Origin of the sequence: Acidaminococcus fermentans (assembly GCF_009696675.1) — a bacterium.
Classification (GTDB): Bacteria; Bacillota; Negativicutes; order Acidaminococcales; family Acidaminococcaceae; genus Acidaminococcus.
In genome coordinates this window covers 1-14,397 of sequence record NZ_VULN01000005.1, presented here as the reverse complement: position 1 = coordinate 14,397, position 14,397 = coordinate 1, and the positions used below count along the sequence as shown (strand labels likewise).

15 protein-coding genes and 1 pseudogene are annotated in these 14,397 nt (G+C 55.1%); 11 read left to right on the top strand and 5 right to left on the bottom strand.

The features are described 5' to 3' along the window. The 8 genes from FX155_RS04395 to yaaA all read left to right on the top strand — a co-directional run bounded on the left by FX155_RS04395 (position 1) and on the right by yaaA (position 8,036). A complete protein-coding gene (locus FX155_RS04395) occupies positions 1-1,125 on the top strand; it encodes a hypothetical protein (RefSeq protein ID WP_154487881.1) in 1,125 nt (374 codons plus the stop codon). A 16-nt stretch (positions 1,126-1,141) separates the two neighbouring features. Continuing rightward, positions 1,142-2,713 carry a DUF4127 family protein gene (locus FX155_RS04390; RefSeq protein WP_022486848.1) on the top strand — a complete coding sequence of 524 codons (1,572 nt, stop codon included), beginning with the start codon at positions 1,142-1,144 and terminating at the stop codon, positions 2,711-2,713. A 51-nt stretch (positions 2,714-2,764) separates the two neighbouring features. Beyond that, positions 2,765-4,063, top strand: coding sequence for an amidohydrolase (locus FX155_RS04385; RefSeq protein WP_022486849.1), 1,299 nt, complete (start codon positions 2,765-2,767; stop codon positions 4,061-4,063). Between the two features lie 372 nt (positions 4,064-4,435). After that, the gene (locus FX155_RS04380) at positions 4,436-4,957 is read left to right on the top strand and encodes a hypothetical protein (RefSeq protein WP_022486850.1); all 522 of its coding nucleotides are present in this window, start codon (positions 4,436-4,438) and stop codon (positions 4,955-4,957) included. A 2-nt stretch (positions 4,958-4,959) separates the two neighbouring features. Further along, positions 4,960-5,394, top strand: coding sequence for an HD domain-containing protein (locus tag FX155_RS04375; RefSeq protein ID WP_154487880.1), 435 nt, complete (start codon positions 4,960-4,962; stop codon positions 5,392-5,394). A gap of 37 nt (positions 5,395-5,431) precedes the next feature. Further along, positions 5,432-6,334, top strand: a complete 903-nt coding sequence (locus tag FX155_RS04370; RefSeq protein ID WP_154487879.1) for a tetratricopeptide repeat protein — start codon at positions 5,432-5,434, stop codon at positions 6,332-6,334. A gap of 494 nt (positions 6,335-6,828) precedes the next feature. Further along, a complete protein-coding gene (bcp, locus tag FX155_RS04365) occupies positions 6,829-7,284 on the top strand; it encodes a thioredoxin-dependent thiol peroxidase (protein WP_022486596.1) in 456 nt (151 codons plus the stop codon). Beyond that, a complete protein-coding gene (gene yaaA / locus FX155_RS04360; RefSeq protein ID WP_022486595.1) occupies positions 7,281-8,036 on the top strand; it encodes a peroxide stress protein YaaA in 756 nt (251 codons plus the stop codon). Before bcp ends, yaaA begins: the two co-directional genes overlap by 4 nt. A gap of 468 nt (positions 8,037-8,504) precedes the next feature. On the opposite strand, the pseudogene FX155_RS04355 reads toward yaaA, so the two are convergent. From FX155_RS04355 to FX155_RS04335, 5 genes and pseudogenes are all read right to left on the bottom strand, one after another. Further along, a pseudogene (locus FX155_RS04355) lies at positions 8,505-9,221 on the bottom strand (Rpn family recombination-promoting nuclease/putative transposase); the annotation flags it as partial. Positions 9,222-9,610: 389 nt separating this feature from the next. Next, on the bottom strand, positions 9,611-9,760 hold the full coding sequence (locus FX155_RS04350; RefSeq protein WP_022486652.1) for a YvrJ family protein: 150 nt from the start codon (positions 9,758-9,760) through the stop codon (positions 9,611-9,613). 3 nt (positions 9,761-9,763) lie between these two features. Beyond that, positions 9,764-10,009, bottom strand: a complete 246-nt coding sequence (locus FX155_RS04345; protein ID WP_022486651.1) for a DUF2922 domain-containing protein — start codon at positions 10,007-10,009, stop codon at positions 9,764-9,766. 15 nt (positions 10,010-10,024) lie between these two features. Continuing rightward, positions 10,025-10,252 carry a DUF1659 domain-containing protein gene (locus FX155_RS04340; RefSeq protein WP_154487877.1) on the bottom strand — a complete coding sequence of 76 codons (228 nt, stop codon included), beginning with the start codon at positions 10,250-10,252 and terminating at the stop codon, positions 10,025-10,027. Between the two features lie 111 nt (positions 10,253-10,363). Beyond that, a complete protein-coding gene (locus tag FX155_RS04335; RefSeq protein ID WP_154487876.1) occupies positions 10,364-10,915 on the bottom strand; it encodes an N-acetylmuramoyl-L-alanine amidase in 552 nt (183 codons plus the stop codon). Between the two features lie 1,144 nt (positions 10,916-12,059). Here FX155_RS04335 and FX155_RS04330 point away from each other — a divergent pair. The 3 genes from FX155_RS04330 (at position 12,060) to FX155_RS04320 (ending at position 14,252) form a co-directional block, all read left to right on the top strand. Then, a complete protein-coding gene (locus FX155_RS04330) occupies positions 12,060-12,545 on the top strand; it encodes a hypothetical protein (protein WP_154487875.1) in 486 nt (161 codons plus the stop codon). Between the two features lie 164 nt (positions 12,546-12,709). Beyond that, positions 12,710-13,651 carry an ATP-binding protein gene (locus tag FX155_RS11490; protein WP_154487874.1) on the top strand — a complete coding sequence of 314 codons (942 nt, stop codon included), beginning with the start codon at positions 12,710-12,712 and terminating at the stop codon, positions 13,649-13,651. Between the two features lie 13 nt (positions 13,652-13,664). After that, positions 13,665-14,252: a sigma-70 family RNA polymerase sigma factor gene (locus FX155_RS04320; protein WP_195839609.1), complete on the top strand. Its 588-nt coding sequence runs from the start codon at positions 13,665-13,667 to the stop codon at positions 14,250-14,252. Positions 14,253-14,397 lie beyond the last annotated feature (145 nt).

Sequence of the window (14,397 nt, the reverse complement as noted above, 5' to 3'; positions counted from 1 at the left end):
ATGACAAAACAGCAGACCGCCGGGAATCCTTCGCCGGATCCCCGGCAAAAAGAACAGGAGCAGGCACAGGCCCGGCGCCGGAAAAAGAAAAAAATCGCTCTGGGGGCGGCCCTGGCGGTGCTGATCGGGGCCGTTTCCGGCTGGTACTTCCTGTACTATATCCGCACCCCCCAGTATGCGGTGAAACTGATCCGGGAATCAGTGAACAAGCACGATATCGTTACCTTCCAGGACCATACGGACCTTACGAAAGTGGTGGACAAGGGGTATGATGCCCTGCTGGCCGCCCAGGGGGAAAATGACGTGGAGGACGGTTACACCGAAGGGGAAAAGGATGAAATCACCCGGCACCTGGAGGAATTGATCCACAATGCCGTCCTGACCGGGGACTGGACCGATTCCTACCGGAAGACCCACCCGGACAAGGTGCTGCCAGTGGACTGGAATGCCCTGAAGGTGAAGGACATCCAGCCCGGGGCCAGCTATCCCCAGGACGCCCTGGTGAACGTCCAGCTGGATAATCCGGCGGTGGGCACGGATACCCTGGTGCTCCACATGCAGAAAAATGAAAAAGGGGACTGGCAGCTGGTGGAAATCACCAACCTGAAAGGGTATTACGGGAAGATCCTCCAGAAAAATCCCCGGACCAAACAGACGAAACAGGCGGCAGGAGTGGCCGGAGCCGTGCTCCAGGCGGCCCAGGGACTGGAAGACACCCCCCTGGCTCCCCTCTATGAAGCAGTCCGGGACAAGGTCCAGGAAGCCACTGGCAGTGATGAGCCAGCAGGGGGCAGTGGGACACAGGGAGGCACCCGGCGGAAAAGTGCCGGCAGCCAGGGCACCGTTCTGCCTCCTGCGGTCCAGGGACCCGGAACCACCAGCCCGGAAACCCTGGAACAGCAGCGTCAGGCCCTCCAGAAGGCCCTGAACAGCCCCCTTGTAGGCAAAGTGGTAAGGACACTGGTGGACCACCAGGATGAGATCCTGGCCAAACTGGACCAGCTGGCCCAGGCTGCCCAGAACGGCCAGGGAGATGCCGCCATCCAGCAGGAAATCAGCAAATACCAGGGCCAGCTCCAGACCATAGCCAAGATCCTGGATCTGGCGGCCAGATGGATGAATTAGAAAAAGAGGTGCAGACTTGGGCTGGTGTAAACGTTTTGGTGCTTTTGTTGTGCTGCTGATGGGTGTTTGTGCACCGGCGGCAGCGGAGAAAATCCTTTTCATTCCCCTGGACAACCGTCCCGTGTCCCTGGCCTATACGGTGGACAGCTTCCGGAAGGCAGGGGTCCAGGTGGTGACCCCGCCGGAGAAGTTCCTGGCCAGCGACCGGCAGAACGGGGACCCGGACAAGCTGGCCCAATGGCTGGACCAGGAAGCCCGGGGAGCGGCAGGAGCGGTGGTGTCCACGGACAGTCTCATTTACGGGGGCCTGGTGCCTTCCCGGACTCATGAACTGGATCCGGCGGTGCTGGCCCAAAGGGCCAATGCTCTGCTGGCCTTCAAAAAGCGGCACCCGGGAGTGCCCCTTTACGGCTTTGCCACGGTGATGCGCTCCCCCAAGTGGAGCAGCGCTCCGGCGGAACCGGCTTACTATGCCCAGTACGGGCCTCAGATCTTCCGGTGGGGACAGCTCCGGGACAGAAAGCGGCTGGGGATCCTCACCCGGAAGGAGAAAAACGAACTGAACCAGGTGGAACAGGCTCTGCCCCTGGATATCCGCCGGGATGTACTGGAACGCCGGGGAAAGAACCTGTTTGTGCTGAAAGGGCTTACCCGGGGCCTGGAAGCAGGGAAAATGGACTATTTCCTCATCGGACGGGACGATTCCGCCCCCTATTCCGAAGCCCATAAAGATGCGGCGGACCTGGAAAATTTCGCCGACCCGGCCTTCCGGTACAAGTTCCGGAGTTTTTCCGGGGCGGACGAACTGGGGATGGTGCTGCTGAACCGGGCCCTGAACAAGGCACGGGGAGAGACCCCTCTGGTATACGGCTGGTACAATGGGGGCACCGGAGCCGCCACTGTGGCCAGTTACGAGGACAGCCCCATGGGCACCAGTTACCGGCAGCATGTGCTGGCTGCAGGAGGATACCCGGCCCGGACGGACAAGCGGGCGGACCTGGTGCTGGGGCTCTATACCCCGGGGGACGGGGTGACCCTGGGTGCGGATTCTGCCGCCAACGGACCGGATCTGGATGAACAGGGCCAGCAGTTCCTGGCCACTGCCCAAAAGTACGTCCGGCAGGGACGGAATGTGGGGATCGCCGACGTGGCCTTTGGAAACGGAGGCAGCACCGCCCTGGTAAAGGGCCTGCTGACCGGGGAACCGGGGCAGGAGCCTCTGGGGTACCGGCTGGGGTCCTACGCCGGGTGGAACACTGCCAGCAACAGCCTGGGATACGCCCTGGGCCAGGGGATGCTCCGGCCGTATCTGAGCGACCGGGACCGGCAGGACCTTTTGACCGTCCGGTACCTGGACGACTGGCTCTACCAGAGCAAAGTCCGGCAGCAGGTGCGCCAGGAACTGATCTGGCCCCGACAGTGGACGGACGGAAAGCTCACCGATGCCCAGACCGCCCAGGCGGAAACCCTGGTCACCGAAAAAATGCTGAAAGAAGGAGTGCCCCTCCTGGGCAAGCGGCCGGAACAGTACCGGTACAGCCTGCCCTGGCACAGGACCTTCGAAGTGGCAGTGAAGAGGGCAGAGTGAAGAGTGAAGAGAGCTAGAGACTGTTCAAATATATTCAGGGAGGATAAAACCATGACCTATTATGAGGAAGCTTTGGCAATGAAAGACGAAATGATCCAGCAGAGACGGGATCTCCATGCCCATCCGGAAACCGCCTGGACTGAATTCCGCACTACGTCCATCATCGCCACAGAACTGGAAAAACTGGGATATGAAGTGAAAATGGGCGCCGACGTGCTGGACGACAGTGCCCGGATGCTGGTGCCCGACGAAGATACCCTGAAAAAATGCGCCCAGCGGGCCATCAAGGAAGGGGCCAATCCGGTGCTGGTGGACCGGATGAAAGGGGGCATGACCGGCTGCGTGGGGATCATGCACTTTGCCAAACCTGGTAAAACCGTAGCTCTCCGGTTCGACATCGACTCCCTGTTCGTGGCCGAGGACCCGGCACCCAGCCACCGGCCCAGCGCCCTGGGGTTCCAGTCCAAACACCCCGGGCTCATGCACGCCTGCGGCCATGACGGCCATGCCACCATTGGCCTGGCCGTAGCCCGGCTGGTGGCTGCTCATAAGGACAAAATGGCCGGTACCCTGAAGATCTGCTTCCAGCCCGGGGAAGAAGGGGTGGTAGGGGCCAAGAGCATGGTCCAGAGCGGCATTGTGGACGATGTGGACTACTTCCTCAGCGGCCATATCGGTCTGGGGGATTACAACGACGGATCCCTGGTGTGCATGACCAAAGGGTTCCTGGCCACCGACAAACTGGATGCGGAATTCACCGGGGTGCCCAGCCATGCAGGCGCCGAACCGGAAAAAGGGAAGAATGCCCTTTTGGCCGCTGCCCAGGCTGCCATTTCCCTCCACACCATCAGCCGCCACAGCGGTGGTTCTTCCCGGATCAACGTAGGGGTCCTGGAAGCCGGCACCGGCCGGAACGTGGTGCCCGCCAACGGTCTGATCAAATTCGAGACCCGGGGAGAAACTGCCGAAATCAACGACTTCATGGCCAAAGAAGCCAGACGGATGTGCCGGGCCGCTGCCATGCTCTATGATGTGGACGTAAAGATCACCCCCCGGGGCAGCGCCACTTCCTCCAACTCCTCCAAGGAGATGGGAGAAGAAATCTATGATTTGGTGAAATCCCAGAATCTGTACCAGCATGTGGTAAAGGAACAGAAAGTCAGCGGCAGTGAAGACTGCTGCTACTTCATGAGCCGGGTCCAGGAACACGGCGGCCAGGCCGTCTACATGCTCTACGGCACCAAAGAAGCCGCCGGCCACCATCAGAGCGATTTTGATTTCAACGAAGACGTACTGCCCCGCACCGCCGCAACCATCACCCTGCTGGTGGAGCATTTTGGGAACAAGTAAGAGTGCAGAGTGAAGAGTGAAGAGCGGGCCTGTGGCCTGCCCCTACGGCGTCAGGGTCGGATGAAATGATCCCAGAAACGGAATTTTCGACAATTCCGTTTCTGGGATTTTTTTTGGATCGATTGATACCAAGGTTGTAGGGGCTGCACCCAGGGGAACCCGTCCCGGCCGCCGGTTTTTCCATGCAAGGCCAAATGGCCAGGCATTTGGCCTCCATGTGCAGTTCTGTGGGCTGTCTCATGGATGGGTCACTTTCCTTTGATTGTTAAAAAATATCTGTCCCCTTTTTTCCCCATTGGATGTCTTATAATAAGAAGAGAGAAAGCAGAGAACCAAGGATCCAAAGAGAGATTTCTATAGGAGGAATGGAGTATGGAGAGCCAATTGCTGGATCAGTTCGGAACGCGGCACTGTGGGGTATTCCTGGGGGTGGATCCCGAAAATCTGGAAGCCCTGAAGCGGTGGCTGCGTCTGGTGGATTTTCGCTGTGAATGGGTCTGGGGCGGACGGGAGCCCTGCTGTCAGGTACTGGTCCATATGAATGCACTGTACCGGCCGGTGTTGGAACGGCTGGGCCCTGCCATGAGCCGGCGGTTTGGGCAGAAAGGAACCCTTTTTGCCGACGAAAACGGCCAGGCCTGGGAATTTTCCCAAAAGGGAGACAAGGGCAAAGCCCTGGGACCACTGACACCCCAGGTGCTGGATCGGTTTTACAGCAGCCTCCTGGGGGAACCCTTCCACTTTCAGGGGTTCCGATTCATGTACACGGTGAATACCGGAGTGCCTGCCATCATCATGGCCCAACATGTCCATGAGCTGATGGAAAAATATGAAGACTGGGATGTACGGTTCCTGGAGAGAATGGGAAATCCAAATGTGAATAAGGAGTGGTGAAAATGGATAAACTGGTATTGGCCTATGAAGTGGCAAAGAAATTCCACGCCGGACAAAAGGACCGGGCCGGGAAAGACTACATTTATCATGTGAAGTTCGTATCGGATCAGGTGCTTCCCCTGGGGGAAGAATATGCCCTGGTGGGGATGCTCCATGATACCCTGGAAGATACGGCCATGGACCGGGGAACCCTGGAACAGTTGTTTGGGAAAACCGTGGCAGATGCGGTGGCCCTGCTGACCCATGACAAGAAGGTGCCCTATCTGGAGTATGTGCGGCAGATCAAAGAAAGCGGGAATCCCTACGCCATCGCCGTGAAAAAGGCGGACCTGCGGAACAATATGGACCTGACCCGGCTGCCGGAAGTGACGGAAAAGGACCGGAAACGGGTGGAAAAATACCGCAAAGCGTACGGGATTTTAAGTGAAGAGCAGTAGGCCGACAGAGAGCTGGGCATCGCAGGAGGTTCAGACTATGGAGAGCAAAGCAGGGGAAAAAGTAAAGCAGGCAGATGCAAAGGAACAGCTGGGGAAAGAAACTTGTGAACTGGATCAACTGTTTTTGAATCTTCCAGCTGGGGAGGCTTATCCTCAAATCCAGGCGAAAGCCTGGGATGGCTGCGGCCGGGCTCTTTTTCTTCTGGCTCTGTACCTGGATGGAGGATATGGAACCTTCTTCCTGGATGAGGGACTGGCCCGGTCTTACGCTTCTGCGGCTTCCCGGGCCGGGGATCCGGTGGCTCCTGCCTTTGGCGCATTGAAAGACCTGCCCGGCCTGGGCGAATCCGTCCGGGTGTTCGTCCGGCAGAGAGAAAAAATCCGGGCCCGGGCAGCAGAAGGAGACTTCCTGGCACAGTATTATCTGGGAATCATGTACGCCTATGGAGAAGGCGTGGATCCATCCTATGAAGAAGCTCTGATTTGGTTCGGGAAGTCCGCTGCCCAGGGCTTTGCAGCGGCCCAGCTGGCCATGGGTTCCTTTCTCCGGCTGGTGAGTGAAGAGAAAAATGAAAGCTGGCGGGAGAAACGGCTGGCATGGTATCAGAAAGCCGCTGCAAAAGGCCATGCAGAAGCCCAGGTGCGCCTGGCCCAGGAATACCGGCTGCGCTGCCATGACCTGGAACAGGCCGGAATCTGGTATGAGAAAGCCGCCCGACAGGGCCATCCCGGGGCCTGTGAAATCATGGGACACTTTTGGGAAAGTGGATACCTGGGCCAGGCAGACCCTGCCCAGGCCCTGGTCTGGTATCGGAAAGCCTGGTTACGAGGCAGCCCCAGCGCCTGCAATGCCATTGCCAGACTGTACGAAGAAGGCAGGGGTGTTCCCCAGTCATGGAAACAGGCAGCAATGTGGTATAAAAGGTATTGGGGGAGATAGAAAGTTTGTGAAATGGGGTGGGGACTTTCAAGTCTCCGGGATTTAAAAGGAGACCATCTGCCGGAGGCAGATGGTCATGAGCTGACAGTCACTAGTCTCTAGTCTCTAGCGGAAGGAGGGAACCCGCCGGGCGGGTTCCTGGGAACGTATAAAAAGCGCAGGCCGGGATGGGCGTGCCTTTGGCGCGCCCCTACGGCGTTGGGGTCGGATGTTGGATACAACGGTCACAGGAACGGATTTTTTGACAACCCCGTTTTTCTGATTTCCTGCTGGTCCTCTGACCCCAACGTGGTAGGGGCTCCCCGCAGGGGAGCCCGTCCCGGCCGCCCAGAGGGCTATACGTTCAACGGCAAATGCCTGGCATTTGCCATCCACAACGACGAACGACTCACGATGCACCAAAAGGCCTCCGGATTTTCCGGCGGCCTTTTCCGATCCATTCTATGTTATAATATCTTCCAAATAAACTGAGTGTTTTCAAGGAGGGGTTTGCCATGCTGGAAATTGGAACGGCGGCACCGGATTTTACGCTTCCGGATCAAAATGGGGACATGCATTCTTTGTCCGACTATCGGGGACAGAAAGTGATCCTGTATTTTTATCCACGGGATAATACCCCCGGCTGCACCAAACAGGCCTGTGCCTTTGGAGAACTGTATCCTCAGTTCCGGGAGAAGGGGGCTGTGGTACTGGGGGTCAGCAAGGATTCGGTGGCTTCCCACAAAAAATTCCAGGATAAATACGGTCTGCCTTTTACCCTGCTTTCTGATACGGAAAAAAACGTGCTCCAGGCCTATGACGTCTGGAAGGAAAAGAAGCTGTACGGAAAGGTATCCATGGGCGTGGTGCGCAGCACCTATCTGATCGATGAACAGGGAATCATCGTTAAAGCTATGGGAAAAGTGAAACCGGCAGAAAATCCCGCCCAGATGCTGGAGGCGCTGGAATGAGGATCATCATTTCCCCGGCCAAGAAAATGCAGGTGGATCTGGAATCGGGGTGCTCCTGCACCCCGCCTTCTTTTTTGAAGGAAACCCGAAAACTGCTGACCTGGCTCCGGGGCCTGTCTTTTGAGGCGCTTCAGAAACTGTGGGCCTGCAGTCCGGCCCTGGCAGAAGAAAATTATGCACGGCTCCGTCAGATGGATTTGGACCGGGAGGTTACGCCGGCGATCCTGGCTTATGAAGGGATCCAGTACCAGTACATGGCCCCTGCTGTGTTCGAAGACGGACAGATGGACTGGGTGGGGGAACGGGTCCGGATCCTTTCAGGATTTTATGGAGTGCTGCGGCCCTTTGACGGGGTGGTCCCCTACCGGTTGGAAATGCAGGCCAAGGGGGCACCGGAAGGGTCCCGGAACCTGTATGAGTTCTGGGGAGACCGGCTGTACCGGGCCTGCCGGGATGAGGACGGGGTAATCATCAATCTGGCATCCAAAGAATACAGCCGGGCAGTCGAAGCTTATTTGCAGCCGGGAGACCGGCTCATCCAGGTAATCTTTGGAGAATGGGCAGGAGACAAGGTGGTCCAGAAAGGGGTCTATGTGAAAATGGCCCGGGGAGAAATGGTCCGGTATCTGGCAGGCAAAGGAGCGGCAAAGCCGGAAGACATGAAAGGGTTCTGCTGGAGCGGCTATGTCTGGAGCCCGGAACTGTCCCGGGATGACCGGTATGTGTTTATTCGGGATGACAGGGCGGAGTGAAAGAGAAGTCAGAAACGGCCTGCTGCTTTTCCGTCTCACGCCGATGGAGACCATCTGCCGGGGGCAGATGGTCATGAGCTGACAGTCACTAGTCTCTAGTCTCCAGCGGAAGGAGGGAACCCGCCGGGCGGGTTCCTGGGAACGTATAAAACCCGGAGGCCGGGACGGGCGTGCCTGTGGCGCGCCCCTACGCCGTTGCTGTCATATGTTCAAGCCGATGGTCACAGAAACGGAATCTTCGATAACTTCGTTTCTGTGAATTTCCGTTGCATCTCTGATCCCAACGTGGTAGGGGCTGCCCGCAGGGAAGCCCATCCCGGCCTGCGTTTTTTTATGTTCAAAGGCAGATGTGTGAGCATCTGGCATCCGAAACGACTCACGACGAACGACCAACGATGAACCAAAAGGCCGCCGGATTGTCCGGCGGCCTTATCATTGGGAAGGAAAACGCCCTGAGCGTTTTCTAACCTACAGCAATCCATGCAATTTTCCCAGTTTCTGGATCTGGTCCAGAGAGTAATGGGTGATCCGGGAAATGGTCTCCATGGGGATCTTTTCTTTCAGCATGGCAACAATGTTGGCTTCCCGTTCTTCCTGGCGGCCTTCTTGTATGCCTTTCTGTATGCCTTTCTGCATACCTTGTAGCATACCTTGCCGCATACCTTGCCGTATGTCTTTTTCTTTCTGGCGTCTTTTGAATCCACCACTTAAAATAATCATATATTCTCGCCTCACTTTATCCATACTCTTTACCAGATGGACTTCCTGATCCAGGCTTTCCACGAATTTCCCTTTTGCCGCTTTTCCATCCACGTACCGGAGAAAAGCGGCAATCTCAGGATCAACCGCATTTTCGCTGCCTTTACTGTTCAGGAACATCCTGGTTTCCTTATCTTTTAATTTTACCCTGTTATCTTCCTGACAGCAATGGGTAAATGTGTAAATTGGCAGATTCCGATGGAACGGGTCGAACGTGCAGATAAAGATTACGTGGGACGGGTTCAGTTCTTCATAGGGTTTGCCTTTATCCAGCAGTTCCCCATCAATCAGACTCTGGTAGAAACGGCTGCGTTTGGCCAGATCATTTCTGGGGGAGTTGGTGCACTGCATCTCGATGTCGTACACGCGGCCTTCTTCGTCTTCCACATATACATCAAGACGGATGCTTTTGCCGTCCAGCCGGAGGTTGACGGTCTTTCTGCCGGAGGCCGATGGTCATGAGCTGACAGTCACTGGTCTCTAGTCTCTAGCAGAAGGAGGGAACCCGCCGGGCGGGTTCCTGGGAACGTATAAAAAACGGAGGCCGGGATGGGCGGGCCTGGGGCCCGCCCCTACGCCGTTGCTGTCATATGTTCAAGCCGATGGTCACAGAAACGGAATCTTCGATAACTTTGTTTCTGTGATTTTACGTTGGTCCTCCGAATTCAACGGTGTAGGGGCTCCCCGCAGGGGAGCCCGTCCCGGCCGCCCAGGGGGCCATATATTCAAAACCAGATGCGGCAGCATCTGGTTTCCAACGGCCGCTGACCGCTGACAAAAAAAGCGTGCTGCATTTTCCGCAGCACGCTTTTTCTCTATTCCATTTTCACTGCCATGCGCAGCCGTTCGATGCTCTGGGTCAGGTTCTCCAGTTTCTCTTCCATGCGTACCAGCAGGTACCAGGAAATGACCATGGGGAATCCGTACTGGGCAGCCTGGCCGGCCAGCAGGGACAGGTCCTCCATGGGTTAGCCCTCGGTGACTTCGTCAGTTCCGTCTGCCAACAGATCCTTGACATCGGTCACTTTGGCCCCCTGGATGGTTTCCACAGGAATGCCGTTCTTGGTGAGGAAGACTTTGCTTTCCACCACTTTGTTCATCACCGGCAGCACCATTTCCCGGTCCACGTCAGAGCGGGGGTTCACGATGCGGATGTTTTTGGTCGCTTTTTCGCTGTCCTTGAAAATCAGGTCCAGTTTTCTGGAATCTGCCATTGTGCACTACCTCCTTTACGCCACTTCTTCCAGGGTATGCCGTTCCACGATGTACATCCCCTTGGGAGCTTCTGCCATCAGCCCGCCGAATTCCTTGCCCACTTCCGCCAGTTTTTCAGGGGTGGCATCGGTGGACAGCTTTTCGTAGCTGATGTTCTTGAATTTGGGCTGGTCATTTTTGTCCACCCCGTTGCTGATTTCCAGCTGCAGGGTCACTGCGGTGAGGTTCTTCTGTACTGCCATATTTCCTTCCTCCTTTGAAAAGAATCGTTATGTGACATAGGACATGGCCTATGGGTAGAAAAACGCCAGAACGCGTTTTTAAGGCTTGCAGGGAGACGGCGAAAGAAAGAATCAGGACTTCCTTCTGTTCAGCCACTGATAATACAGTCCTTTGCCCCGGAGCACTGTCCCGCCGCTGCGCCATACTCCGTCATAGTCTTTCAGCTTCCACAGATCCCACCGTTCAAAAGCGGGCGTCCCGGCCATGCTTGGCCCGTAACCGTCCAGGTCGGCAGCCTCTGCATGGGTCATGATCTGGGCAGGCTCCAGAGGGAGTTTCCAGACATCTGACAGGGTGGCCAGCAGGATGGAAGTGCTTTCCACCTGCAGGGGAGTGGGGGGATAATCCCCCAGGTCGAAGGTGCCGTCTGCGTAGAGCATGGCATCTTTGGCACAGCACAGGGCAATGCCCAGGGCACCGGTATTCCGGTTCCAGGTGTGGGGGAGGATCCGGGTCCAGTCCCGGGTACTGGTTACCAGGCTCCCGTCCCCCCGGACCAGAAGGTGATAGTCCGGGAACAGCTGGTCATAGGTTCCAGCCGTCCAGTGCAGGTAAATTTTCCGGATGTGCCCACGGGCCCTGCGGGCCAGTTCCAGAACCTCCTGCCGTTTGATTGCTTCCATGTCACCGCCTCCTTACACTGTATAAGAGACGGCAGGGAGGATTTTTTCGGAGGAAATTGGGAAAAGGGGCAGGGACGCTTTTCCGTCTCACGCAGAAGGAGACCATCTGCCGGAGGCAGATGCTTTTGAAGGGAAACGCAGCCCCTGGGGGCTGCTAACCCACCACCATTGCGCAAGCGCAACGGTCCCCCGCCCTTGAAAAGGGCGGATATACGCTCGGGGCTTTGCCCCATTGCTTTATGTGGGTGCCAGGGCGTAAGCCCGCGTACCCACTATCCGCCCTTTTCAAGGGCGGGGGTATCCATGCGCAGCATGGGTGGTGGGTTAGCAGCGTCAGCTGCGTCCTCATTCAAAGGAACCCGGTCACGGGTTCCTTCCATAACGACTCACGATGAACGATAAACGATGAACCAACAGGTGCGCCCAGAGGGCCCTATGTCCAAAAGCAAATGCCTGGCATAATGACTCACGACAAACGTAATCTGGAATCGAACGTTCAACCCGAACAAGCGTACACTTGAAAACTTGAATACAGAATCAAAAAATCAAGAAAAAAGAAAATTAACTGAAAAATCACGGCAGTTCAGATAATCTAAACATAAATCCATTGAACTTACTTGACTATTTTATAAATTTTGATATAATAAAATTATCTGATAAAATTTACTAATCAATTCTGCCAAAAATCCCAACAGAGGAGTGATCCCCTTGCTGATCAACGCTTACCAGGGAAGTTGTTCCTGGAAGTGCATTTCCCGCACAGCCCAAACCATCAAACACAATACCTTCAGACGTTTGAAATACAACCATTACGAGGATTCCTACCGTCGTTTCTGATTCTGTGCAGAAGGCCTATGCCTTACTGAAACAGGCTGCTTTGCTGACCCTTTCAGCAGAAGAGGCTGTTTTGCTGCACGGTTTTTTCATACCCGAAAACCAGAAACGGACGAGACGGAATCCTGTTTTTTATGCAGAAAATCTGCCAAAATGAAATGCCAGGAGTTTCGGCTCCTGGTATTTTTTTGTCCCTTTATTGATTTTGAGAGGAGATGTTTATGAAATGGCAAACCGACGCATGATCTGCAGAGATGTGGTCAAAAGAGACCATTTTCTGCGTCTGAAACCTTCTTCCCAGGGGCTCTATATGCACCTGCTGCTGGATGCAGATGATGACGGGTTCGTGGGGAATCCGCTGGCTATCGTCCGGTATACCAGTTGTACGGAGGAAGATATGGCAGAACTGGACCGATTGAACTATATCCTGACCTTTACGTCCGGTGTCGTTGTAATCCGGCACTGGTTTTATCACAACAATATCCGTAAAGATCGGTATCGGGCCAGTACTGCTGTAGAAAAACAGTACGTTACACTTTCTTCTGAAGGAGTTTACGTAATCAAAGAAGAGTGTAAAGAACACTGGTTGCCCGGGTTTTGGAATCCTGGCAACCAGAACCCAACACCCAGTCAACCAGTAGGAAGACCGCAGTGGCAGCCAAAGGGGAATAACCTGGCACCCACCTGGCAGTCAGATGAGGAAAGCCTGGCAACCGAATGGCAGTCGTCTGAGAAGGAAGAAATGGAAACCGATTTCTGGGAAAAATCCGGAAACCCGCATTCTGACAGGGCCTAAAGCACCTTGGCAACCAGGTTTCACAATCTGGTTGCCAGGATGTTGGTTTTGGTTGCCACAGGTTAGGTTAGTTTAGGTTAGGTAAGGATAGAAGAAAAATAGACAAAAAAGAAAAATCCTGACAGCCATCTGGTTGACAGGGTACGTGGGAAGGAGACACATCCGTGGAAGAAAACAGAGAGACAACAGAACAACCGAAAAAAGAAAAGAGCATCTATGTGGATCTGGCCAACCTGTTTGGCCCTCCAGCCCATGTGATGGAGAAATATATCCAGAACTGTGAGGATGATATTGAGCGGGTCCGAAAGGAACAGGAACTCTGCCGGAACTGCAGGGATGGAAAATGCAGACAGCCCGTACCAGAAATGGTTCACATTTTCACCGGATATCGGGGCTATCCCTATTTTCCATTGACACCCTGTCCCAAGGTAAAAATGCTTCAGCGAAAAAAGCTGTACGAGGAACAGAAAGCGGCAGCCGGGATTCCTGACATGTACCAGGGAAAGGGCTTTGATGACTATCAGGTATCCGAAGGCAATCAGCAGGCCGTGCGGATGGCTCAGGAACTGGTGCGGGGAAAAGATGTGGAAAAAGGGATGTACATCTATGGGAGCCGGGGTACCGGAAAGACATTTCTGTCCTCCGTTGTGGGGAACCAGTTTCTGCAGCAGGGAAAGAAGGTGATGTTTGCCACCACAGGCTGGATGCGATACCTGTTCCGGAACAATGCCCGGAATCCGGATCAGCAGGACCGCAGCCTGGAGAATGTTGACCTGCTGATCATGGACAATCTGGGATCAGAACGGTTCAGTGCCTGGGGACTGGAACAGCTGGAACGGGTCATTGATGCCCGATACATGGGGAAAAAGCTCACCATCGTGACCACCAATTACGGGCTGAAAACTCTTGGGGAAAAGATGGCCCAGGTCATTGGCAAGCCGGATAAACATGACCGGGACGTGGCAGAACGGATTTGCAGCCGTCTGGCGGGAATGACTATGCCCGCCCTGCTGTATGGACTGGACCGGCGGAAGATGGGAGAGGGGAAACCGGGAATGTTCCGGAAAAGCCAACCGGCTCCTATGGAACTTTTTGCAAAGGCATGAAGGAGGAACGCCTATGGAAAAAACGGATCTGGCAGCCCTGCTGCCTGAAGCCAAACAGGGAGATCAAAAAGCCCAGATGGCTATCGTTACAGCCTTTCAGCCCTTGATGAAAAAAATGGCCAGCCAGGAAAAGAACCTGTCTCTGCGGCCGGATCTGGCAAGTACCCTGGTGCTGGGAATCCTGGAAGCCATCAGGAAATATCCGGGAGAAGACGCCAGAAGATTTCCTGGCTTTGTGAAGACCCATCTGAACTTCCTGCTGTCCCATTACATCCGGAAAGAGGCGCGCTGGAACAAACTGAAAGAGAAACTCTATGGTCAGACTCAGGAAAATTACACCGAAGACTTTATCCTGCGGGTACAACGGAGGGAATTACAGGACGCGTTCCTATGCCTTGCCCCTGACGAGCAGCGGCTTGTATATCTTGCCGCCGGTCAGCGGATTCCCTGGAAGACCCTGGGAGAAGGATTCGGAAAACCTGTCTCCACGCTGTATGGAAGGTATCAGAAGGCGTTGAAAAAGGTGAGGAAGATGGTGAAAAGCGGCAGGGGCCGCTTTCCAGGCTCACGCAGAAGGAGACCATCTGCTGGGGGCAGATAATCATGAGCTGACAGTCACGAAAGGTGTATCATATATTTAGACAGTATGAAGCGAGACTTTCTTGGAGAAAGGAGCGTCTTTTATGAAGAGTCTAAAAATGTACACCAGGGATTTCAAAATCCAGGTATGCAAGCTTGTTTTGGAT